23 protein-coding genes are annotated in these 21,414 nt (G+C 28.1%); 13 read left to right on the plus strand and 10 right to left on the minus strand.

Annotated elements, in window-relative coordinates:
- The first annotated feature begins 48 nt into the window (after positions 1-48).
- The gene (locus AC2TY9_RS10005) at positions 49-1,008 is read left to right on the plus strand and encodes a C-terminal binding protein (RefSeq protein ID WP_489777312.1); all 960 of its coding nucleotides are present in this window, start codon (positions 49-51) and stop codon (positions 1,006-1,008) included.
- 3 nt (positions 1,009-1,011) lie between these two features.
- Entirely contained in the window at positions 1,012-1,908 is an 897-nt protein-coding gene (locus AC2TY9_RS10010) for a nucleoside recognition protein (protein WP_489777313.1), read from the plus strand.
- Here AC2TY9_RS10010 and AC2TY9_RS10015 read toward each other — a convergent pair.
- On the minus strand, positions 1,888-3,060 hold the full coding sequence (locus tag AC2TY9_RS10015) for an aldo/keto reductase (RefSeq protein ID WP_489777314.1): 1,173 nt from the start codon (positions 3,058-3,060) through the stop codon (positions 1,888-1,890). The two genes, AC2TY9_RS10010 and AC2TY9_RS10015, sit on opposite strands and share 21 nt — an antisense overlap.
- Positions 3,061-3,164: 104 nt before the next feature.
- On the opposite strand from AC2TY9_RS10015, the gene AC2TY9_RS10020 reads away from it, so the two are divergent.
- The 5 genes from AC2TY9_RS10020 (at position 3,165) to AC2TY9_RS10040 (ending at position 6,978) form a co-directional block, all read left to right on the plus strand.
- Positions 3,165-3,590, plus strand: a complete 426-nt coding sequence (locus AC2TY9_RS10020; RefSeq protein WP_489777315.1) for an ArsC/Spx/MgsR family protein — start codon at positions 3,165-3,167, stop codon at positions 3,588-3,590.
- Positions 3,575-3,877 carry a hypothetical protein gene (locus AC2TY9_RS10025; RefSeq protein WP_489777316.1) on the plus strand — a complete coding sequence of 101 codons (303 nt, stop codon included), beginning with the start codon at positions 3,575-3,577 and terminating at the stop codon, positions 3,875-3,877. The genes AC2TY9_RS10020 and AC2TY9_RS10025 overlap by 16 nt, the downstream gene beginning before the upstream one ends.
- A gap of 41 nt (positions 3,878-3,918) precedes the next feature.
- A complete protein-coding gene (locus AC2TY9_RS10030; protein ID WP_489777317.1) occupies positions 3,919-5,475 on the plus strand; it encodes an FMN-binding glutamate synthase family protein in 1,557 nt (518 codons plus the stop codon).
- Positions 5,476-5,538: 63 nt separating this feature from the next.
- Positions 5,539-6,102 carry a hypothetical protein gene (locus tag AC2TY9_RS10035; protein ID WP_489777318.1) on the plus strand — a complete coding sequence of 188 codons (564 nt, stop codon included), beginning with the start codon at positions 5,539-5,541 and terminating at the stop codon, positions 6,100-6,102.
- Positions 6,103-6,156: 54 nt separating this feature from the next.
- The gene (locus AC2TY9_RS10040; RefSeq protein WP_489777319.1) at positions 6,157-6,978 is read left to right on the plus strand and encodes a Cof-type HAD-IIB family hydrolase; all 822 of its coding nucleotides are present in this window, start codon (positions 6,157-6,159) and stop codon (positions 6,976-6,978) included.
- On the opposite strand, the gene AC2TY9_RS10045 is transcribed toward AC2TY9_RS10040, so the two are convergent.
- Genes AC2TY9_RS10045 through AC2TY9_RS10065 form a run of 5 tightly spaced genes read right to left on the minus strand, consistent with a single transcriptional unit; the run spans position 6,961 to position 12,140 of the window.
- Complete coding sequence (locus AC2TY9_RS10045) at positions 6,961-7,590, minus strand: nucleotidyltransferase family protein (RefSeq protein ID WP_489777320.1); 630 nt, start codon at positions 7,588-7,590, stop codon at positions 6,961-6,963. The two genes, AC2TY9_RS10040 and AC2TY9_RS10045, sit on opposite strands and share 18 nt — an antisense overlap.
- Before the next feature lie 34 nt (positions 7,591-7,624).
- The gene (locus AC2TY9_RS10050) at positions 7,625-8,563 is read right to left on the minus strand and encodes an aminoglycoside phosphotransferase family protein (protein ID WP_489777321.1); all 939 of its coding nucleotides are present in this window, start codon (positions 8,561-8,563) and stop codon (positions 7,625-7,627) included.
- Positions 8,550-9,653 carry an anhydro-N-acetylmuramic acid kinase gene (locus tag AC2TY9_RS10055; protein WP_489777322.1) on the minus strand — a complete coding sequence of 368 codons (1,104 nt, stop codon included), beginning with the start codon at positions 9,651-9,653 and terminating at the stop codon, positions 8,550-8,552. Before AC2TY9_RS10055 ends, AC2TY9_RS10050 begins: the two co-directional genes overlap by 14 nt.
- Positions 9,640-11,124: a sodium:solute symporter family transporter gene (locus AC2TY9_RS10060; RefSeq protein WP_489777323.1), complete on the minus strand. Its 1,485-nt coding sequence runs from the start codon at positions 11,122-11,124 to the stop codon at positions 9,640-9,642. The genes AC2TY9_RS10055 and AC2TY9_RS10060 overlap by 14 nt, the downstream gene beginning before the upstream one ends.
- Complete coding sequence (locus tag AC2TY9_RS10065; protein ID WP_489777324.1) at positions 11,124-12,140, minus strand: glycoside hydrolase family 3 N-terminal domain-containing protein; 1,017 nt, start codon at positions 12,138-12,140, stop codon at positions 11,124-11,126. The genes AC2TY9_RS10060 and AC2TY9_RS10065 overlap by 1 nt, the downstream gene beginning before the upstream one ends.
- Positions 12,141-12,202: 62 nt before the next feature.
- On the opposite strand from AC2TY9_RS10065, the gene AC2TY9_RS10070 reads away from it, so the two are divergent.
- The gene (locus AC2TY9_RS10070) at positions 12,203-12,685 is read left to right on the plus strand and encodes a GreA/GreB family elongation factor (protein ID WP_489777325.1); all 483 of its coding nucleotides are present in this window, start codon (positions 12,203-12,205) and stop codon (positions 12,683-12,685) included.
- Here AC2TY9_RS10070 and AC2TY9_RS10075 read toward each other — a convergent pair.
- Positions 12,682-12,999, minus strand: coding sequence for a monooxygenase (locus AC2TY9_RS10075; protein WP_489777326.1), 318 nt, complete (start codon positions 12,997-12,999; stop codon positions 12,682-12,684). The genes AC2TY9_RS10070 and AC2TY9_RS10075 overlap by 4 nt on opposite strands.
- A gap of 67 nt (positions 13,000-13,066) precedes the next feature.
- Between AC2TY9_RS10075 and AC2TY9_RS10080 the strand changes: the two genes are divergently transcribed.
- The 4 genes from AC2TY9_RS10080 (at position 13,067) to AC2TY9_RS10095 (ending at position 17,068) form a co-directional block, all read left to right on the plus strand.
- A complete protein-coding gene (locus AC2TY9_RS10080) occupies positions 13,067-13,513 on the plus strand; it encodes a MarR family winged helix-turn-helix transcriptional regulator (RefSeq protein ID WP_489777327.1) in 447 nt (148 codons plus the stop codon).
- Positions 13,494-14,414, plus strand: coding sequence for a class I SAM-dependent methyltransferase (locus AC2TY9_RS10085; protein ID WP_489777328.1), 921 nt, complete (start codon positions 13,494-13,496; stop codon positions 14,412-14,414). Before AC2TY9_RS10080 ends, AC2TY9_RS10085 begins: the two co-directional genes overlap by 20 nt.
- Positions 14,415-14,522: 108 nt before the next feature.
- Positions 14,523-15,731, plus strand: a complete 1,209-nt coding sequence (sstT, locus tag AC2TY9_RS10090) for a serine/threonine transporter SstT (RefSeq protein WP_489777329.1) — start codon at positions 14,523-14,525, stop codon at positions 15,729-15,731.
- 95 nt (positions 15,732-15,826) lie between these two features.
- Positions 15,827-17,068, plus strand: coding sequence for an L-lactate MFS transporter (locus AC2TY9_RS10095; protein WP_489777330.1), 1,242 nt, complete (start codon positions 15,827-15,829; stop codon positions 17,066-17,068).
- 2 nt (positions 17,069-17,070) lie between these two features.
- On the opposite strand, the gene AC2TY9_RS10100 is transcribed toward AC2TY9_RS10095, so the two are convergent.
- On the minus strand, positions 17,071-17,760 hold the full coding sequence (locus AC2TY9_RS10100) for an SDR family NAD(P)-dependent oxidoreductase (protein WP_489777331.1): 690 nt from the start codon (positions 17,758-17,760) through the stop codon (positions 17,071-17,073).
- Positions 17,761-18,279: a hypothetical protein gene (locus AC2TY9_RS10105; protein WP_489777332.1), complete on the minus strand. Its 519-nt coding sequence runs from the start codon at positions 18,277-18,279 to the stop codon at positions 17,761-17,763.
- Between the two features lie 120 nt (positions 18,280-18,399).
- Here AC2TY9_RS10105 and AC2TY9_RS10110 point away from each other — a divergent pair, with 120 nt between their 5' ends.
- A complete protein-coding gene (locus tag AC2TY9_RS10110; RefSeq protein WP_489777333.1) occupies positions 18,400-19,521 on the plus strand; it encodes a hypothetical protein in 1,122 nt (373 codons plus the stop codon).
- On the opposite strand, the gene AC2TY9_RS10115 is transcribed toward AC2TY9_RS10110, so the two are convergent.
- Positions 19,518-21,302 (minus strand): L,D-transpeptidase family protein, encoded by a 1,785-nt coding sequence (locus tag AC2TY9_RS10115; RefSeq protein ID WP_489777334.1) that lies wholly within the window; start codon positions 21,300-21,302, stop codon positions 19,518-19,520. The genes AC2TY9_RS10110 and AC2TY9_RS10115 overlap by 4 nt on opposite strands.
- Positions 21,303-21,414: the final 112 nt, after the last annotated feature.

Consider the following 21,414-nt stretch of genomic DNA (forward strand, 5'->3'; position numbering starts at 1 on the left):
ATTTAACTAAAATATCAAGCTAATATTTATAGATATTTTGGAGATATTATGAAAAGAGTTTATATTACAGACAAGGTTACAAACCCTGATATTGAAAGAGATGTTTTAGGGGATGAATTATCATCTGAACTTCATGAGGGTATAGAGGTACTTTTAGTTTGGCATCATAAAATTACAAATGAATATATTGATAAACTACCAAATCTAAAAGCTTTAGTTAGATACGGTGTAGGTTATGATGTGTTTCAAGATTTGGAATATATCAAGTCAAAAGGGATTTATGCTTCAAATACACCTGATTATGGAACAGATGAAGTAAGTGATACATCAATTGCTATGATTATGAATATTGCCCGTGGAATTACTAGATATGATTATCAATGTAGAGAGTATGATGATGGAACATGGCAAACAAATACATTAAAATATGTTAAAAGAACAAGTGATTATAAGCTTGGTGTTATTGGAGCAGGGCGAATTGGTGGCAGTGTTTTATTAAAAGCAAATGCCCTAAGATTTCAAACTTCATTTTATGACCCATATCTTTCAAGTGGAACTGAAAAAATGCTTGGCTCTTATAGATTTGATAATCTTGACGAATTACTTGAAACTTGCGATATTATCTCTATAAATGCGCCTTTAAATAAAGACACAAATGCAATGATTGATGAAGAGTTTATTGCTAAAATGAAACCAGGCAGTTCACTTGTAAATACTGCACGTGGTGCTATTGTAAAAGATTTAGACGTTTTTTATGAACCATTAAAATCTGGACATTTAAATTGTGTTAGTTTAGATGTTCTTCCAAGTGAACCACCAGCAAGTGGTAAGATGATAGATGCTTGGAAAGCAAAAGAGAAGTGGCTTGATGGAAGATTTATGATTAATCCACATTCTGCTTTTTATAGTGATAAAGCCTATTTTGAAATGAGACAAAAAGCTGCTTTAAATGTAAAAAGAGTTCTTGATGGCAAAAAACCAATAAATATTGTAAATGGCTTAGATTAATTTATGAATTACAAAGAAAGTTTCAAATCATCAATAAAAAGTGCATGGATAGTTTTAAAGCTAATCATACCTATTTATATTATTGCAGATATACTATTTTACTATAATACTTTATCTTATGTTAGTTTTTTAATAGAACCTTTTACTTCAATAATTGGTTTGCCACCTGAAACTTCACTTGCAATCATTAGTGGAATGTTTCTAAATGTTTATGCTTCTGTTGCCTTTGCTGCACCATTAGATTTAAGTATCCATCAGTGGTCAATTCTAGCTGTTTTTGTTGGTATTGCCCATGCTCTTCCTGTAGAAGGTGTAATTATGAAAAAAATTGGAATAGGTAATTTTTATTCATATTCTCTTAGGATAATTAGTGCTTTTATAGTTGCTTTTTTTACTTCATTATTACCTGCAAAATTTTTTAGTGCTAGTTTAACTGATGCTGTATTTGAAAAACAAACATATGAGAGCATTAGTGATTTATTGCAAAGCTCCATTTTAAATTCAATTGAATTAAGTATCACAGTAATTATCCTAATAACAGCATTGATTTTTTTGATGGATTTTATAAAAAGTAGAAAGTTTATAAAACAATCACAAAAAAATGTTAGTAAAGGTTTTTCTATAACAGTTGGTATAGTTTTAGGTATTACTTATGGTGCTGGAATTTTAATAAAAGAGGTAGAAAGTGGGAATATCTCTAAAGATGATATTTTTTATATAGGTACTTTTTTGATGATTTGCCATGCAGTTATTGAAGATACTTTATTGTTTGTAATATTTGGTGCAGATTTTACTATGGTTGTAGTAATTAGAACCATTGCAGCTATTATAATCTCATATATCCTACTACAATGGTATAAAAAAAGAGAGCTTAAAAGATTAGATTTTAGAGTAATCTAAAATCTTTTTTACATATCTTTTATCTCTCATTCCCACAAGTATTTTTGTAATATACTCTTTTTGTTCCAAATATTTTAAAGCAACACCATCTATTGGACCATTTATATTTAGCTCCTTTGCTACTTCTTTTGAAATTCTACTTTTTATATTACTTTTATAACAGTTTAAAAAGTTATCAACTAATTGAAAATAAACTGGGTCTAAATTGATATTTTGAACAATATAAGGGATTACTTGATACTCTAATATATCATCAACATCGCCAGCCCATCTGTAATCATTTTCTATCTTTAAAATCTGGTCAATAACCTCTTGAAAGGCATCATTGTTTATCTCTCTAATTTGAGCTAAAAGGGAATCATAATTTATACACTCTTCATATGAAGCAAGCCTAATCATTCTATCTTCTTTCATCGCATTTAAAGGTCTATTAATATGAACTTCTAAATCATTTTTATAGGCCCATTTTGCACACTCTTCACCATCATTTTCAAACATATTCATAGGTAATTGTATTACTTTAAAATGGTGCTTGTCACCTGCAATCTCTTTTGCATAGTTTATTAAGTGTTTATACTCTAAAAAGTGGTAATTTATTCTTTTTTTTGCAAAGGAGTTTGAGCTAATACCATAGGCTTTTATTTTTCCTTCTTTAACCTTTGATTCTAAAAAGGCAAAGGCTCTTTTTATTCTTTGTTGCATAATCTCATGGTGTTTTAATATAGCTTGTTCTGTCATACCAACTTTTATCTCTTTTAATAAGTAGTATTCAGGATTATGAAGTAGATAGACATCGATGTATTTTGTTTTTAATCTTTCTAAACTTCTATTGATCTGATCTTCTAAGAACTCTTCATGGATACTATGAAAACAGTTTTCATCATATCTTACTAAATCTTCAACTTTAAAGCCTTCCATAACTCTTTTTAGGTTTTCACCTTGGATATATCCACCCTTTGAAACAATTGTAAAATCTTCTCTATTTCTATTTTCTATTACTTGACCTATCATAATTTCTGCTTCGCCATGCATATAATTTGATGAAGTATCAATATGAGTAATCCCATTATCTAATGCAAAATTTAAAGCTTCTTTATGAATTGGGTTTTGATAAGTTGTTCTATAAGTTCCGAATGAATATTTTGAAAGCATGTAATACCTTTGTAATTGAAAAAAAGTATTATATGCAAAAATAATACCGTAAACAATAAAAGGCATGATATTTGCATATGAATTATTAGAATTAAGGAGACAAAATGTTTTATGTTAAAAAAAAGATTGTTTTTTATGAGAAGCCTGGTTGTTTAGGAAATAAAAAACAAAAAGAGCTTTTAAAATCCAATGGCCTTGAGTTTGAAGTTAAATCTATACTTGATACAAAATGGGATAAAAAAACTTTAGAGTTATTTTTTGTAGGATTAGAAAAAAATGATATTGTAAATGAAACTGCTCCAAAGATAAAAAAAGGTGAAATAGACTTAAATTCAATCACCAAAGAACAATTAATATATAAAATGATTAATGATCCAATTTTGATAAAAAGACCTTTGATAATTATAGATGATAATAAAATCTGTGGATTTGATATGACAAAATTAAATGATATCTTAGCTTTACAACTAGATACACAAAAACAAATTGGCACTTGTCAAAGTAGTAGTGACTCATGCACAAATGTTTAGTCGAAATTTGTAAAGAGTTTGAAACTCTAAAAGGTTTTTTAAAAGAACCAACTAATGAAAAAATGGAACTTATAAATAAACTTTTTTTTCAATTTATGGAATGTTTCCCCCAGATAAAAGAGGAAAAGCTTGATTATCCAAATGAATTTATTGAAGATGTAAGATTATATAATGAAGGTTTAGAAATAGTTCATAAGAAATTTGAAGATATTCAAATTCGCTATTTGATGTTAAGTGATTTTTATGATTTTGCAAGGATAACTAAAAAGTATAAACCTTCTAATTAATCTCTTTTTTGTATAATAAAAATAAAAAAAGAGACTTCCTTATGCCTAAACTATTTGAAAAAATTATCATCTTCGGTTCTATTTTTATAATTATCCTTTCTATTATTGATTTGTCATTTTTATGGCTTGGTTTGATTTTTGCAATTTTAATTGTGATTGGTATTTATGATACAAAACAAACTAAACATGCTTTATGGAGAAACTTCCCTGTAGTTGCACGTATGAGATGGGTTCTAGAAGAGCTTAGACCTCCTATAAGACAATATTTTATTGAATCAGATATAGATGGTGTGCCAATTAATAGACAAGCAAGAAGCGTTGTTTATAGACGTTCAAAAAAACAACAAAGTACAATTCCTTTTGGAACTAAAATGGATGTTTATCAAGATGGTTATGAGTGGATAGGTCATTCTTTAAATGCTTTAAAAGCCCATGATTTAGACTTAAGTCCAAGGGTATTAATAGGTGGAAGTGACTGTAAAGCTCCATATGATTCATCTATTTTAAATGTTTCTGCTATGAGTTTTGGAGCATTAAGTGCAAATGCTATTATGGCTTTAGGCAATGGGGCTAAAATTGGAAATTTTGCTTTAAATACAGGTGAAGGTGGATTAAGTAGATATCATTTAGCATCAAAATGTGATTTAATATGGCAAATAGGAACAGGCTATTTTGGATGTAGAGATGAAAATGGAAATTTTCATGAAGAGAAGTTTACAAAAAGAGCATTAAATGAAAGTGTAAAAATGATTGAGATTAAACTTTCTCAAGGTGCAAAACCTGGTCATGGTGGAATTTTACCAGCAAATAAAAACACCCTTGAAATAGCCGAAGATAGAGATGTTAAGCCCCACACAAGAGTTGATTCTCCTCCAACGCATAGTGCATTTAATTCAAGCTTAGGACTTTTAAAATTTATTAAAAGATTAAGAGATTTAAGTGAAGGAAAACCAGTTGGATTTAAACTTTGTATTGGTAGAAAAGAGGAATTTATAGATATTTGTAAAGCAATGGTTGAACATAACATTAGACCAGATTTTATAACTGTTGATGGTGGTGAAGGTGGAACAGGAGCCGCTCCTTTAGAATATACAAACTCTGTTGGTATGCCACTTAGAGAGGCTTTGGTTTTTGTAGTTGATTGTTTAAATGGATTTAATTTAAAAGATGAGATAAAAGTTGTTGCTTCTGGAAAAGTTTTAAATGGTATGGATATAACTAAAGCCTTTGCTCTTGGAGCTGATTTAGTAGCAAGTGCAAGGGGGATGATGTTAAGTCTTGGATGTATTCAGGCTTTACAATGTCATAAAAATACTTGTCCAACTGGTGTTGCTACTCAAAACCCAAGATTAACAAAGGGACTTGTAGTTGAAGATAAAAAACAAAGGGTTGCAAATTTTCATGAAGTAACTTTAGAAAGTTTTATTGAGATAATTGCTTCAGCTGGACTTGATAATCCACATAAACTTAATAGAACGCATATTTTTAGAAGATTAGATCAAACTACTTACAAAAGATATGATGAATTATTCCCACCTATGCAAAAGGGTGATTTATTGAATACTCCATATCCCCAAAGTTTTGAAAGATTTATGTAAAGTTTAAAAACTTAAGGAATATTTCTTGCATTATATTGAAAAATATAATTACAAGGAATAAAAATGGCAAATTTCGTAGAGTTTTTAAAGGAAAATGATTTAGCATGGCAACCATCATTTCAAGGTGAATTAAGTGATGGAACTTATGGCTATAGAGGGGCTTTAATAGTAGAAGCTGGAAAACAAATCTCTCCTGATAGAAAACTGCCTCCAAAGATTCAAGCAAAACAAGTTATTACTATTATTGATGGTACTATGAAGTTTTTTGCTTGTGAATTAGAAAGTTTTCATGACTTAGCACCACTAGTAGAAAAATACAAAGATTTTTTAGTATCGGGTAGTTTATATCTATTGTATGTAACTGATTTAGAAAAAGCTGGTACTTTTGAGTATGAAGGTATTAAATTTACAGCATTCCCTTTAGATGAGAGTTCTGTTTGGAATGAACTTTTAGAACTAGCAGATTTAGATAAATCTGATATGAAAAGATTAAAAAAACAAGAAGAAAAAATTGAAGCAGTATATGATGAGTTAATTGATACTGATGTAGAAGAAAAAAGTGCATCATATGAAGAGATGTTAACTTTTGTAGGGGAAAGTTCAAAACAACTTATGGGTGCAGTTTAATATATCTTCCACCAATTTTATAATACACTGTCAAGATTGATTTGAAGGATAATTATGGCTAAACTTTTTTTAACTGATCTTGACCACACTTTTTTACGTAATGATTTATCTATTAGCCCTTATAGTTTAAATACTTGGAATAATATGTCAAAAAAACATATTATGAGTATTGCAACAGCTAGAAGTTATAAAAAAAGTGAACAGTTTTTAAAAGGACTTAATACAAATGCACCAATGATTTTACTTGATGGTTCATTAATTGTATCCCCTGAAAAAAAGATTCTTGATATGAAAATCTTATCCCAAGAGATTGGAGATGAGATTATTGAGTGTGGAAAAAGACTTGGAATCTATCCAGTTGTTTTGGCTCTAAAAGATAAAAATCTTAATGAAGCTTTCTTATATCCAAAACAAAAAAATAGTTACACAGAAGAATTGATAAAAAGATATCATATGGATGATAATCTTCAAGAATGTAGTAATATAAAAGCAATGAAAGAGAATTTTAAAATAGTCTATTTCTCTACTAAAGAGCAGTTAGAAGAATTACAAGAAAAACTTCATGGAGTTTTTAAAGATGAAATTAAATCTATTTTAGCCCCTGAAGCTTATATGGGATGTTATTTTTTAACAATTTTACATAAAGATGCAGATAAAGCCCATGGATTAAAAACTGTTCATGAGTTGATGCAAGTTGATTATAAAGATTTTACAGTTTTTGGTGATAATTTAAACGATATGGGAATGTTTGAACTTGCTCAAACTAGTGTTGCAGTTTCTAATGCCCATGACGACTTAAAAAAAATAGCTACATATGTTTCCTCTTATACAAATGATGAAGATGCTGTGGCTAAATATTTAGAAACTATTAGCTAGTTTTAGACGTTGTGGAGTTCCAATATCACTCCAAACACCTTTATGAACTTCAAAACTGATTTTATTTTGAGAGTCAAGTTCTTTTAGAAGTGGGCCTAAAGCTTTTTTTTCTAGTTTCATATTTTCAAAAATCTTTTTACTATAATATCCAATACCACTAAATGTGTAAGAAGAACCTTCATATTTAAAATCTCCACTTAGATTATGTTCGGGGTTTGCTACTAAAATTAGATGGGCTAAGCTTTTATTTAATTTGTAATTTAAATCAAAATCATAATCACACCATATATCTGCATTTACCACTAAAAAAGTTTCACTTAAAAGTAGTAAAGATTTAATAATAGCACCTGCTGTTTCCAAAGCACCACTTTGTCTCTCATCACTATAGATTATTTTAATTCCCCATTTTGAACCATCACCTAGTTTTTCTATGATTTGTTCACCTAAATAGGCGATATTTATAATAATTGTTGTAAATCCCTTTGAAACCAACTTTTCAATATGCCACTCTATCAAAGCTTTATTTTTTACTTTTAAAAGTGGTTTTGGTGTGGTATTGGTTAAAGGTTTCATTCTTTCACCTCTCCCCGCTGCAAGTATTAATACTGTCATTACAGTCCTTTTGGGGCCGTCATATTTGGGGCTGTCATGGTAATTTTACCTTTGATAATATTTCATGAAGTTCATTAAGCTCTGGATATTTTTCTAAGCTTTCAAGAACATACTCTAAAGTAAGAGGTAAATCTTTTAAATAGCCATCTTTGTTGTCTCTTATATAAAGTCTTGCAAAAATACCTAAAACTTTTATATGTCTTTGTAATCCCATAAAATCAAACCATTTTAAAAATTCTTCATCATCTATTTGAAGTTTCTTTTGCTCTTTGAAATAAAGTGCCAATTCTTGAATATCTTTTGGATCAAATTTTATATATAAATCTTTTAATAATGATACTAAATCATATACAATAGAACCATTCATAGCATCTTGGTAATCTATTATTCCAAGTGGTTCACAAAACATAATATTTCTTGAATGAAAATCTCTATGTACAAATACTCCTTGAGGGTGAGAAAGTACTTTTTTTACTATTAAATCAATACTCTTTTCAATAACTTTAATTTCTTCTTTATTTAAGTTTTTTTGTAAGTATTTATTTAAAAACCACTCTTTCATTAAATTCATCTCTTGTTTTAAAAAAGCTTCATCATATAAAGGTAAATCTTTCGCATTAATTTTTTGCATAGTAATAATTTCATCTATACACTTTTTATATAACTCTTTAAAATTCTCTTTGTTTAATTTATCAAGTAGATTTAAAGAGCCTAAATCTTCCAAAATTAAAAAACCCTTTTCACAATCTTCAAAGACGATTTTTGGAGCATGGGAATTTACACTTAATAAAAGATTTGTTACAGTAATAAAAGGTTTTAAAGATGATTTTTCTAAAGATGAATCCATTAAAATAAAACTATTATTTTTATTTTTTAGTCTAAAATATCGCCTAAAACTTGCATCACTAGAAGCAACTTCAATGGTGAAGTTTTCATAAGAAGTACCCTTTAAAAACTCTTTAATCTTTTCCATGAATTGCTCCTAAAATAGTTGGTTTCGATGATCCCGTAATTGATGACAAATCAATAGTTTGATGATTAACTCTTTTGTAAGCTAACCATGCAAAAGCAATAGCTTCTAAGAAGTTACTATTTATTCCAAGTTCATCACTTCTTATTACTTTTATATTATCTAGTTTACTTGAAAGTTGTTCCATTAAATATTTGTTTTGGGCTCCACCACCACATACAATTAATCTTTTAATCTCTTTTGTTTTTAATATTTCAATTATAGGAAAAATAGTAAATTCTAAAAGTGTAGCTTGTATATCAACTGCACTTATGGAAGAAAAACTTTTTAACTTATTTTCTAACCATGTGCTATTAAAATACTCTCTACCTGTACTTTTAGGGGGAAGTTTTTTAAAGTAGGGATCATCTAATAAAACTTTTAAAAGCTCTTTATTTACTTTTCCACTTTTAGCCCAAGAACCATCTTTATCAAAAGGGGTTTTTTGATTTTTTTGTATCCAGTAATCACTTAATATATTTGCAACACCAGTATCAAAACCTAGGTATTCCTTTGTTAAAATAGTGATATTTGCAATACCTCCAAGATTTAAAACTGCAGTTTGTTTATCATCAAATAAAGATTTATGAAAAGCAGGGGTTAAAGGTGCCCCTTGTCCATCGTTTGCTAAATCTGCGCTTCTAAAATCATTTATCACATCAATTTGAAGCTTTTTTGCCACAAGTGAACCATCCCCTAATTGCATTGAAAAAGCATAGGGGTTGTTTGGTGAGTGCCAGAGTGTTTGTCCATGTAAACCAATAGCAATAACTTCTTCTGCTTTAATCTTAAACTTTTTTAAAAAATCTTTTATTGCATCTATATACATAAGAGCTAATTTATGATTTAAAGTACCTAGAAACTCTAAAGTTATAGGATCTGAAATAGCAGTTAAAACATCTTTTTTAATCTGTATATCAAAGGGGTACTCTTTTGTTTGTAAAGTTTGTATACTATTTTTATCTATATTACATAAGGCTATATCTATCCCATCAAGGCTAGTTCCACTCATTACACCAATATAAAGTTTAGTGTTTAAATCATTTTTTTCCAAGTTGCATTACTCCAAATGAAAGTATAGTACCAATTAGCAATTGCCAAGCAAAACCAATATTTAACCCAAAGGTATATCCTTGCATACAAAATACACTTGCAAAACCAATAAACAAAGAGTATGGAATTAGCTTAGCATTTCCTCTTTTGGTAAAAAATGCACTTGCAAACACTCCAAGTAAACCACTATAGGCATATGCCATAACTCCAAGAGCAAAACTAACTAGTGGGATTGAAGAGTTACTATGTATAATAAAACTAAGAATAGCCATTAAAGAAAGTAGAAAAGCAAATATTAAAACAAATTTTTTTGCAACTTTTACAAAATGGGTCTCATCAATGTTTCTTTGATGTTTAATTTTATACGGTTTATATATATCTTCAATGGCAACACTACTCATTGCTCCTAAAACAGAGTTTGTACTACTAAGTGCAGCTGCTATTGCTCCAATAGTTACAAAACCTTTAAGTCCATTTGGCATTTCATTTAAAATATAATACATAAAAATAGTGATACTCTCACCTTCAAACTTTTGATTTATGGTATGTTCTTGATAATATAAAAATAGAAGTAATCCAATACTTAAAAATAGTAAAGATACAGGGATACTTAAAAGGGTTGCTCCATAAAGTGAAAATCCTGCTTGTTTTTTATCTTTACAAGATAAAACCCTTTGGGCTAAATCTTGGTCAAGTCCAAAGGCTGCTATATTTAAAAGCATATAACCTGTAAAAAGTGAAAAGATATTAAATTTACCCTCATTGGTAAAACTTAGTTCAAAATCAATATATTCTAACTTTTGAGCTTCACTTAAGCTTTGAAAAATTTGATTAAAGTCCATAGATAATGATAAATATAGATAAACTAGAACTGCAATTCCCGCACCTAAATAAACTATTATTTGAAGTATATCACTAATGATTACAGATTTAATTCCACCAAAATAAGTAAAAATCAATGCACCAAGTGTAAGTAATATAACAGAAAAACTAACATGAACTAAACTTATATCATAGAAAAGTATCATACTAAGTGCAAGTGCTGCCATATAAAGTCTTGCTCCACTTGCAAACAATCTTCCTACTAAAAACATTACTCCAACATCTCGTCTACTATTTCCCCCAAATCTTTCTTGAAGTAGTTCATAAACACTTATTGCTTTCATCTCATATAGTTTTGGTATCAATACTTTTACTACAATGTAGATTGCTAATAAAGAAGTAATAGAGTAACCAAGTAAAGTTAAATCATATCTATATGAAAACTCAGGAGCTCCTAAAAATGTTGCCGCAGACTGTGCAGTTGCAAGAAGTGATAGAGCAACAGGTAAAGCAGTAAAAGAGTTTTTAGCTGTAAAAAACTCCCTAGATGAGTTTATATTCTTATTTGAAAGATAAGAAGCTAAAAAAAGTAAAATTAGTAAATAAGAGATAAAGATAAACCAATCAATAAATGAAAAACCAGCTTGCATCATATACCTTTAATTAATCTATTTATTCTATGATTTGCTTCTTTGATTCTATCAATTGAGATTTTCTTGTTTTGAACTAAATGGTTCATCATATCTATTGTCTCTTCTGTATCATCATTGTTTAATTGGTTACAGTACATTAACATATCAGCTCCCGAGTTTATTGCTAATTCAATGGCTTCTTCTTTTTTTTTATAGTGTTTTTTTATTGCTAACATTTGTAAATCATCAGTTACTAAAACCCCATTAAATCCAAGTTTTTTTCTTAGAAGTTCAGTATTTGTTTTAAAAGATAAAGTTGCTGGATAATTTTCATCCAATTTACTGTTATAAACATGGGCACTCATAATCATCTTTGTTTTAGATAAAAGTTTTTTGTATGGAATTAGTTCTATCTCATTCCAAGTTTTACTTATATCAACAAAGCTTTCATGGCTGTCACCTTTTGCACTACCATGACCAGGAAAATGTTTAAGTACAGAAATGATTTGATTTTCACTTAAAGCATCCATAAAAATCTGGGCATATTTAACCACTTGCTCACTATCTTCTCCATAAGCTCTATCTAAACCATAGATTATTTTAGATTCTTTGTTTATTGCTAAATCTACAAGGGGAGCAAAATTGCAGTTTATACCAAGATTTTTAAGTTCAAAGCTAAGATTTTCATACTCTTTTTTTGCATCTTTTTCTTCTAAAGAGGCAATCTTTTTTGCACTAAGAGTTTTATTGAAACCCTTTCCTTCTTTCAATCTAGCAACTTTCCCACCCTCTTGATCAATACAAATTATTAAAGGGCTTTCACAAATAGATTGAAGTGACTCATTGAGTTCTTTTACTTGCTGTGGCGATTGTATATTTTTAGATTTTGTTTTATCATCAATGTAATGATCAAAAAGTATCACTCCACCTAAACCATTTTGTATATTTGTAATTAGTTTTTTATTATTAAGTATCTCTTTACCATCAAAGCCGATAATAAGCATTTTGTATAAAAGTTGTTTTAAATTTTCCATATTACTTAGAAGTATAGCAAAGCTTTGCAAAATACAAAGGAGTATTTCTGGTATAATAGCAAATGCAAAAAGAGTTAATAACAGAGTTTGGATATAAAAGATTCGTAAAAGAGTTTAAGCAATTAGCTGAGGTTGAAAAACCTTATTGGGTAAAAGAAAAAGAGATAGCTGCACAGCATGGTGATAGAAGTGAAAATGCAGAATATATTTCAGCTAAAGAGATGCTTCGAAATCTTGATAAAAGACTTAGGTTTTTAGAAAAAATCATAAATAATTCCACTGTAGTTGAAACAACAAAAATCCCCCATGAAAAAGTAAATTTTGGCTCAGAAGTAAAAGTTTTAGATTTAGATAATGAAGAAGAAAAAACTTTTATAATTGTAGGTACTTTTGAAACAAACCCAAATAAATATATGATATCAAACAAATCCCCTTTAGGCAAGGTTTTACTTGGAAAAGAAGTAGGTGAAGAATTTGAATTTTCTATAAATAATCAAACTTTTGAATATGAAATTATTGATATTAAAAGATATGAGTTCAATTAACTCATATCTTTTAAAAATGTAGCTTTACTCAAAGTACTTAATTCTTCATTTATATTAAAAATTTTACTTTTTATATCTTCAATTCCAAAGCTTGCCAGTCTTTTAGTATGCTTATCTAAATATCTATTTGCATCATCAATATTATTAAATACATATATACCACCAGCTTCTTTTTGTTCTTCATTTTCAGTCCAAAGTTTAAATAAAAGCCCATCTTCAGTTGCGATGTCTTTTGCTAGTTCTTTCATTGCTTGATACATTTCATCTTTAAAAGGTCCATTGTAAGCGAAGTCCAACTGTAAAAGGTATTTCATGTTATTATACTCCTGTTAATTTTTTAAATATTAACAAAAAAAATAAATTTTGTCAACTAGGTTTACAATGTCGATATGTTTTTTATCTTTAGAAACAAGTAAAATTTTTAATGATCTAATTCTTAAAAAGCTTCAAGATGAAGGTTTTGGGGATTTAACAAACTCTTTGATTACTATTTTCCCTTATATAATGGAATTTGAAAATATATCAATAAGTAATTTATCTTTAAAACTTGGTTATACCAGACAAGCAATGCATAAAAATCTAAAAAAGCTTGAACAATCTGATTATATTTATTTTGAATCTTCTGATAATAAGAAAGAAAAAATTGTAAGGCTTACAAAAAAAGGTGAAAGCCTTATGAGTGTTGCAAATAAATATATCCAGTCATTACAAGAAGAAATCTCTAATAAATTAGGATTTAAAGAGTTAAATCAATTTATAAAATCTCAAGAAATTATATTTGAGATACTTAATTCAAAGGTAAAAGCTAGTGGATTTAGAGACTCTTAAAGATATTATTGAAAAAAACTTAGAAAATAAGTTTTGTGAAATAAAAAGGCTTTTTCATGGAAGGGGGAATTTTTATGATGGATTCAATTTTTTAACAGTTGATTCCATCGATAAAATTTTATTTGCATCTTTTTTTGAAAAAGTAGATGAAGAAAAACAAATTATAAATATTTTAGAAAAAATAGCAAAAAATTTTCACTTTGAGACATTTATAGTTCAAAGAAGATATGAGGAAAAAGCTCCAAGTGATTTAATCTTTGGTAATGTAGAAAATGAAGAGATAGTTATTGAAGATGGTTTGAAATATTCAATAAGTTTTTTAAATAAAAATATAGGGATTTTCCCCGATATGAAAATAGGGCGAAAGTTTGTTAAAGATATTGCTAAAGATAAAAACGTTTTAAATCTTTTTTCATATACTTGTGCTTTTTCAGTTTGTGCAATAGAAGGTGGTGCAAAACAAGTAGTAAATGTTGATATGGCTAAAGGGGCATTAACTACAGGTAGAAGAAATCATCATTTAAATAATCATAATACAAAAAAAGTTAAATTTATGCCATACAATATTTTAAAATCTTGGAGTAGAATAAAAAAAGAAGCCCCCTATGATTTGATTGTAATTGATCCACCATCTTTTCAAAAAGGAAGTTTTGCTGCAACAAAAGATTATGTGAAAATTGTAAAAAAACTTGATTCCTTAGCTTCAAGTACTTGTACTATATTAGCTTGTTTAAACGCCCCTGAATTGGATACTAATTATTTAAAAGAGTTATTTAAAGAGCATTGTCCTTCTTTTATATATAAAAAGAGTTTAGAAAATTTAGATACTTTTCCATCTTTAAATAAAGAGAAAAGTTTAAAAAACTTAATTTTTGAAAGAGTTAACAAAAAAAATTCTTAAATTCTATAAATGTAACTATTTGCAATTTATATGCAACTTTTATAATCTAAATTGAAAAGTTTACTTGATATAATTCTTAAATTTAAAAATTAATTATTAGGATTAGATATGCAAAGTAATAATGGTATCATTTCAAAATATGCAAATGGTAATTTAGTTTTACAAATTCTTATAGGGATAGTGTTAGGTGTTCTTGTGGCCATGGTTTCAAAGGAATTGGCCATGTCGTTTTCAATTTTAGGGACATTGTTTGTTGGTGCATTAAAAGCAATTGCGCCAATTTTAGTTTTTGTTTTAGTTGCTACAGCTATTGCAACTAAAGAGGTTGGGGTTCAAACAGGAATGAAACCTATTGTTATACTTTATTTAATAGGAACTTTTCTAGCTGCTTTAATAGCGGTTCTTGCAAGTTATTTATTCCCTGTTGAACTAGTACTTATTGAAGGAGCACAAAAGGCTTTAACTCCACCTGATAGTGTTATTGATGTATTAAAAACTGTATTGTTTAATATGGTTGATAACCCTGTAAATGCATTACAAACTGGAAATTTTATTGGTATTTTAGTTTGGGCTATTGCAATTGGTTTTGCAATGCATTATAGTGCAGAGGAAACAAAAAAAGTATTTTTTGATGTGTCAACAGGAATTACAAAAATTGTTAGATTTATTATTAGACTTGCGCCTTTTGGTATTTTTGGACTTGTTGCAAATACTTTTGCGCAAACAGGTTTTGCAGCATTATTAAGTTATTCAAAATTATTACTTGTTTTAGTGGGAACAATGTTGTTTATTGCTTTAATTATTAACCCTATAATTGTATTTATTAAAAGAAGAACAAATCCATATCCTCTTATTCTTACTTGTTTAAAAGAGAGTGGAATAACTGCATTTTTCACAAGAAGTAGTGCAGCAAATATCCCTGTTAATTTAAATTTATGTAAAAAACTTGATTTAAATGAAGATACATATTCTATTTCTATCCCTTTGGGAGCAACAACAAATATGGCTGGTGCAGCAGTTACTATTACTGTTTTAACACTAGCTACAGTACATACTTTAGGAATGAGTGTTGATATAGGAACTGCTTTACTTCTTTCTGTTGTTTCTGCACTTGCTGCTTGTGGAGCTTCAGGTGTCGCAGGAGGATCTTTACTTTTAATCCCTTTAGCTTGTTCTTTATTTGGAATTTCAAATGATATAGCATTACAAGTTGTTGCAATTGGTTTTGTAATTGGAGTTGTTCAAGACTCTATGGAAACTGCACTTAACTCTTCAACAGATGTAATTTTTACAGCTGCTTGTCACCAAAAGAACTAAGCTTTAGCTTAGTTCTTACTAATTCTCTTCTTTTAGCTTTTTAATAAAAAATATAGATAAAATCTTTTTTCATTTTACTTATGGGGAATAAAATAATGATTGAAAAAAATAGATGGCTAATGGCACTTGCTGCTGTTGGTGTACATATTTGTATTGGTTCTGTATACGCATGGAGTGTTTATGTAAAACCAATCCAAGAACAAATGCAATGGAACTTAACTGATGTAACTATTGCATTTAGTGTTGCAATTTTCTTTTTGGGATTATCTGCTGCACTTATGGGTAAATTTGTAGAGAAAAATGGACCTAGGGTATCAGCATTAATTGCTGCTTCATTATTTGGTTTGGGTACCATTGGTTCAGGACTTGCAATTTTGATGGAATCAAAACTACTTTTATACTTTTTTTATGGAGTATTAGGGGGATGTGGTTTAGGTATTGGTTATATCTCACCAGTTTCAACTTTAGTGAAGTGGTTCCCTGATAAAAGAGGGATGGCTACTGGTTTAGCAATTATGGGATTTGGTTTTGCTTCGGCTATTTGGGGTCCTACAATTAAGATTTTAATAGAAAAAGTTGGAATTTCAAATACATTTTTTATTTTGGGTGCCATTTATTTTGTAGTTATGTTTTTATCTGCACTTTATTTACAAAAACCAGAAGAAGATTTTATGCCAGAAAAATTTAAAAAGAAAATTGAATCAGGTAAGAAAAAGTTAAAAAAAGACTTAGCAAATTTAACTGTTAATGAAGCTATTAAAACTCCAAGGTTTTATGGTTTATGGTTGATGCTGTTTATAAATGTTACATGTGGTATTGCAATTATTGGTGTTGCTTCTCCTTTACTTCAAGAAGTTGTTGGTATCTCAGCAATCGCAGCTGCTGCTGCAGTTGGTTTAATGGGTATATTTAATGGTGCAGGAAGAATTTTCTGGGCTTCATTATCAGATCTTTTAACAAGGCCAGTTGTTTATATAATATTTTTTGCAACACAAGCAGTTGCTTTTTATATGTTACCTTCAATTAGTGAAATTGTTGTTTTTCAAGTGATATTATATTTTATAATGAGTTGTTATGGTGGAGGTTTTGCTTCAATTCCAGCTTATATTGGTGATATTTTTGGAACAAAAGAGTTAGGTGCTATTCATGGATATATCTTAACAGCATGGGCAGCTGCTGGTTTAGTTGGTCCATTAATTATATCAATTGTAAAAGATGTAACAGGAAGCTATTCTCAAACACTATATGTATTTTCAGGGTTTTTCTTAATAGCTTTAGTTATTTCAATCTTGATGTTATCAAATATCAAAAAAATAAAAAAAGAAACAGGTATATAAGTTTATATATTTCTTATGTCAATAAAAGAGCCTGATTCAAACTCATCAGCTCTTTTTGCAACTTCATCTAATCTAGCAGCTGCATCAAGTGGCTGTTGGATTTCTCCTTCTTTTAAAACCTTTGCAGAGGTGAAAATATTATCATCTACATCAAACCTAATCACATCAGTCATTGGTGTTTCAATAACTCCAGGGGCAACTGCTAAAAGTTTAGTATCCAACATCTCTTTTGAATAAAGTGAAAGTAACATATTTAAGCTAGCCTTTGAAAGCGAATATGCTCCCCATCCTTTAGAGCCTTTAATTGAAGCTCCTGAGGATATACCAATTATTGTTTCTATTTGCATTGGGCTTAAGATATCAAGAAGTTCTTTATTTGCAAAAACATTTAGGTCTAAAACTTCTTTTATTTCATTTACAGATAAATCTTTTAAAATTTTAATTCCACCTAACATTCCAGCATTTAAATAAACCACTTCAAACTCTCTTATTTGTGATAAAAATGGGCTTAAGTCTTGGTTTATAAGTTCAATTTTTGATAAATCATATTTTTTAAAATTAAAGTTTTTATGTTCAATATTTGGTTTAGTTCTGCTAATTCCATAAACTATATAGTCTTTATCTAAATAATAGTTTGTTAATGCCAGTCCAAGTCCTGAACTACAACCTGTGATTAATATATTTTTTTTCATCTATTTTAACTCCCATTTGTATCTTGTATCATTTTTTATTTTACTAAAATAAAGTTCACCTGAATCTCTCCAAGCATCAAATATAATAGCATTTTCAAATTTAATATCATCTCTAGTCAAAATCAAAGCAGTATGTTCAAAATATTCACCTCTTTTTGCAATGACTTTTTTAAAACCTATACTTTTATATTTTTTACTTTTAAGAAAATCTAATAGATCATTAGCATAATGATAACAAAGTCCTCTTTGTTTTAAACCTAAATTGATTAAGGTATTGTGCATCAAAGCAGGAGTTTGAACCTCATATTCAAAGGCTAATTTTTTTGAGAAGAATATAACTTCTTGTGAAAACTTTTTTGCCTCTTTTCTATCTATTTTTTCTGATAAGGAGATAACTTTAGAATAAAGTTTTAAAACATTTGATTCTTTTTGTTCCAAAATTTTATTTTTTGTAATCTGTTTTGTACCACAAGCTGCAAAAGTAAAAACTATAATAATTAAAACTGTAATATGTTTCATATAACCCATTTTCTTTTATTTTAAATAATTATATTTTTATTTATTTAAATTCACTTTACAAAGTTAGCAAGTTTAGGTATAATCCCCAAAATTAAAGGTTTTTAAAGAAAGTTAAGTGATTTGCAACAATTAAAAATATCAAAAGAAATAAAAAATTTAGACATAACAAAAATTAAAGAACATCTATACTTCTATAAATATGATTCAAGAAATGTAAAACCCCTTTTAAAATCAGAAAATAAAGAGATACCTTTAGAGGATATTGCTACTTATAATAGCTTTAAAGGTGAAGTTTTTGAAAATGTTATCTACGAATTACTATTAGAATATGCATTACATAATGAATTTATTACAAAGTTTGTTCTAAAAGGTCCTCACCAAAATAGAATAGATAAATTTTATAAAACAGGCTTGATGATCGATAAAAAGCTACAAATTGCTTATAAATCAAATTATAAAGATATAAGTGAATTTGATGCACTTTTTTTTACTGACGATGCACTTTATTTTGTGGAAATGAGTACTTCTAAAAAAACAGTTAGTTTAAATAAAAGATTAGAAAAGAAATATGCTTTATTAAAGGTTTTATTTCCAAAGTATCATATTAGAGCTTTGATAATTTTAACACAAGGAACAATCGGATTAAAGAGGTTCCCTCAATACTGTACCATTTGGATTACAAAAGATTTAAATGATGATGAGTTACTAAAACAACTTGTTTTTAATAGAAAAAAACGTAATTTTAAAACACCATATACCCATGAGAAATTTATAGAAGCTTATACAATAAGACATTCAAAATTTATCTATTTTCAAACTTTAGAATGGATATTTAAAAAAAGTAGAGAAAAAGGTTTTGTGGATTTAAACTTTTTCAAATCAAAAAAACTCTCTTTATATTTTGGTATTTATACAAAACTTTATATAGGATTTTTAGATATTGATGAGTTTTTAAAACTTGTACCTTCATATTCAGATTATATTTCTAATGTATTTGTAACTATTGAGAAAATAAATACAAGGGATTTTGATTTAGTCTTTTATGTAAAAAATAAAAATGGAAGACTAAAAAGAGTTAGAATAACTACTAAAGAAACCTCTATAAAAGATAAAGAGTTAGATGGTTTTACAAATGCAGAAGTTAGATTTATGAAATATCTTGTAACCCCCGAGTCCTTTTTAGAATTGGATGATATAAAACAATTAAAAGAGAGTTTAAAAACTTTTAAATTCGTTTCTTAATTTTCATAAATATATTTCATTTGCATCCTATCATAATTGTAAATATCATCTCTAAATTGGATATTTCCTTCTTCATCAATCCAAGAAGTTAAATAAACTATATGAACAGGAATTTTATTTTTTAAATCTAGGTCTTTCTTTTCAATATCATCTAAAATCTCTTGAGCTTCTTCATATTTAAAAGTTTTATCCTCTTTTGCTATTGCTTTTAGTAATTCATTTGGTTGGGAAACTCTAATGCATCCATGTGAAAATGCCCTTGTTGCTTTTTTAAATAATGATTTAGCTGGTGTATCATGAAGATATACCGAATATTTATTTGGAAATAAGAATTTCATTCTTCCTAAAGGGTTTTTATCTCCTGGGATTTGAATAAATCTCATTGGAGCAGATTCACTTGTACCAATTAATTCATTGTCTAAATACATATTCCAATCAACAGCAGATACATCATATTCCATTGATTTATGATCCCAGTTTTCAAATGCTTTAATTTCATTTTCAACTAAATACATAGAATCTTCTACAAGTTTTGGAATAATTTCACGTCTTACAATTCTTTGAGGTATTCTCCAATAAGGGTTTAAAACAACAGTTGAGACTCTATGGCTAAAGATTGGAGTAGGGTGCTCTCTTTCTCCTACAACTACAGCCATATCTAAAATCTTTTTTGAGTTATTATACATTTTTAATTGAAAATCAGGGATATTAACAATTATATATTTTTCTCCAAGATTTCTTGGCATCCATCTCATTCTTTCAAGATTTAGCCTTATGATTTTAATTCTTTTATCAATAGAAAGATTTAACCATTTAACTGTATTTTTTCCAATAATTCCGTCAACAATTAAGCCATGTCTTTTTTGAAATTTTTTAACTGCTTCAAAAACTGAATTATCAAAATAATCATAACAGTTTTTTATATTATTATTTTTATCAATTTTATCTTCTATTTCACAATCCACATTTTCTAAATCACCACTTTGATAAAGTCTTTGTCTTAAATAATAAATTTGTGAATAATAGTTGTCTTTTTTTAATGATTTTGTAATTTCTGGAATTTTTATAAAACCACCATTTTTCTTAATCTGTTCATATTTATCAATTGTATTTGATAACTCTTTTACCTTAGGAAAAGTATAGTTTACTTTATTTATAGCTAAAGAAATATCATCATTTTTAACAGCTTTATAAAGTAGTTTTCTATAGTTAGTATAAACTTTGTATCTTTGCCATTTTGCAATTATCTCTTCTTTTTCGTCAAGTTTTACCAAGTCCTCTTCAAACTTAACCCAATCAATTACACCTTTTGATAGATGTCTCATATATATGTGATAAGTGGAAATTAACATGAAATCTAACTTTACTAATTCTTCTGCTTCTAAAGTAGTTTGATTTATTAGATCAATTTGTCTTTGAATTGAATCAATATCAAAAAATTTAGAGATAATAGGTTTTAAGACTTCATCTTTTTTAATAGTTGTAAGAAGTTCAAAGGCAATATTTTTAATCCCATTGTCAGATATAAAGAAAGGCTTATAATTATGGTGTTTGTAATATTTTCTTGTTAGATTGTAACTTAGTTTTGAAGGGTTTTTTATTTTTAATAATTTTTTTATCTCTACATTAATCTCTTTTTTTAGAAATTCATCTTCAAAGGGTACAAGTACCTTATTTCCCTGGTTTATTTTAAAAACATTTTGTTCAGTAGTAGTATAACTTGAAGTGTTTGCATATGCACAAATAGTTATAAAAAATAAAAAATAAAAAGATTTTCCCATTAATGTTTCCCCTAATCGCAAATATTATAGTGAAAAAAAACTAAAATAAAATATAGAAATAAAATTAAAGATAAAACTAAATATTATATAAATAAAGATTAAGACATAAGCT

It is taken from the genome of Arcobacter sp. ISO1 (genome assembly GCF_058105185.1).

Bases quoted from the DNA above. Each gene is read 5' to 3' on its own strand.
- AC2TY9_RS10050 (WP_489777321.1), bottom strand. From the start codon at position 8,563: ATGGAAAAGATTAAAGAGTTTTTAAAGGGTACTTCTTATGAAAACTTC.
- AC2TY9_RS10080 (WP_489777327.1), top strand. From the start codon at position 13,067: ATGTCGATATGTTTTTTATCTTTAGAAACAAGTAAAATTTTTAATGAT.
- AC2TY9_RS10075 (WP_489777326.1), bottom strand. From the start codon at position 12,999: ATGAAATACCTTTTACAGTTGGACTTCGCTTACAATGGACCTTTTAAA.
- AC2TY9_RS10005 (WP_489777312.1), top strand. From the start codon at position 49: ATGAAAAGAGTTTATATTACAGACAAGGTTACAAACCCTGATATTGAA.
- AC2TY9_RS10070 (WP_489777325.1), top strand. From the start codon at position 12,203: ATGCAAAAAGAGTTAATAACAGAGTTTGGATATAAAAGATTCGTAAAA.
- AC2TY9_RS10065 (WP_489777324.1), bottom strand. From the start codon at position 12,140: ATGGAAAATTTAAAACAACTTTTATACAAAATGCTTATTATCGGCTTT.
- AC2TY9_RS10105 (WP_489777332.1), bottom strand. From the start codon at position 18,279: ATGAAACATATTACAGTTTTAATTATTATAGTTTTTACTTTTGCAGCT.
- AC2TY9_RS10100 (WP_489777331.1), bottom strand. From the start codon at position 17,760: ATGAAAAAAAATATATTAATCACAGGTTGTAGTTCAGGACTTGGACTG.
- AC2TY9_RS10095 (WP_489777330.1), top strand. From the start codon at position 15,827: ATGATTGAAAAAAATAGATGGCTAATGGCACTTGCTGCTGTTGGTGTA.
- AC2TY9_RS10020 (WP_489777315.1), top strand. From the start codon at position 3,165: ATGTTTTATGTTAAAAAAAAGATTGTTTTTTATGAGAAGCCTGGTTGT.
- sstT (WP_489777329.1), top strand. From the start codon at position 14,523: ATGCAAAGTAATAATGGTATCATTTCAAAATATGCAAATGGTAATTTA.
- AC2TY9_RS10035 (WP_489777318.1), top strand. From the start codon at position 5,539: ATGGCAAATTTCGTAGAGTTTTTAAAGGAAAATGATTTAGCATGGCAA.
- AC2TY9_RS10015 (WP_489777314.1), bottom strand. From the start codon at position 3,060: ATGCTTTCAAAATATTCATTCGGAACTTATAGAACAACTTATCAAAAC.
- AC2TY9_RS10040 (WP_489777319.1), top strand. From the start codon at position 6,157: ATGGCTAAACTTTTTTTAACTGATCTTGACCACACTTTTTTACGTAAT.
- AC2TY9_RS10115 (WP_489777334.1), bottom strand. From the start codon at position 21,302: ATGGGAAAATCTTTTTATTTTTTATTTTTTATAACTATTTGTGCATAT.
- AC2TY9_RS10010 (WP_489777313.1), top strand. From the start codon at position 1,012: ATGAATTACAAAGAAAGTTTCAAATCATCAATAAAAAGTGCATGGATA.
- AC2TY9_RS10045 (WP_489777320.1), bottom strand. From the start codon at position 7,590: ATGACAGTATTAATACTTGCAGCGGGGAGAGGTGAAAGAATGAAACCT.
- AC2TY9_RS10030 (WP_489777317.1), top strand. From the start codon at position 3,919: ATGCCTAAACTATTTGAAAAAATTATCATCTTCGGTTCTATTTTTATA.
- AC2TY9_RS10060 (WP_489777323.1), bottom strand. From the start codon at position 11,124: ATGCAAGCTGGTTTTTCATTTATTGATTGGTTTATCTTTATCTCTTAT.
- AC2TY9_RS10025 (WP_489777316.1), top strand. From the start codon at position 3,575: ATGCACAAATGTTTAGTCGAAATTTGTAAAGAGTTTGAAACTCTAAAA.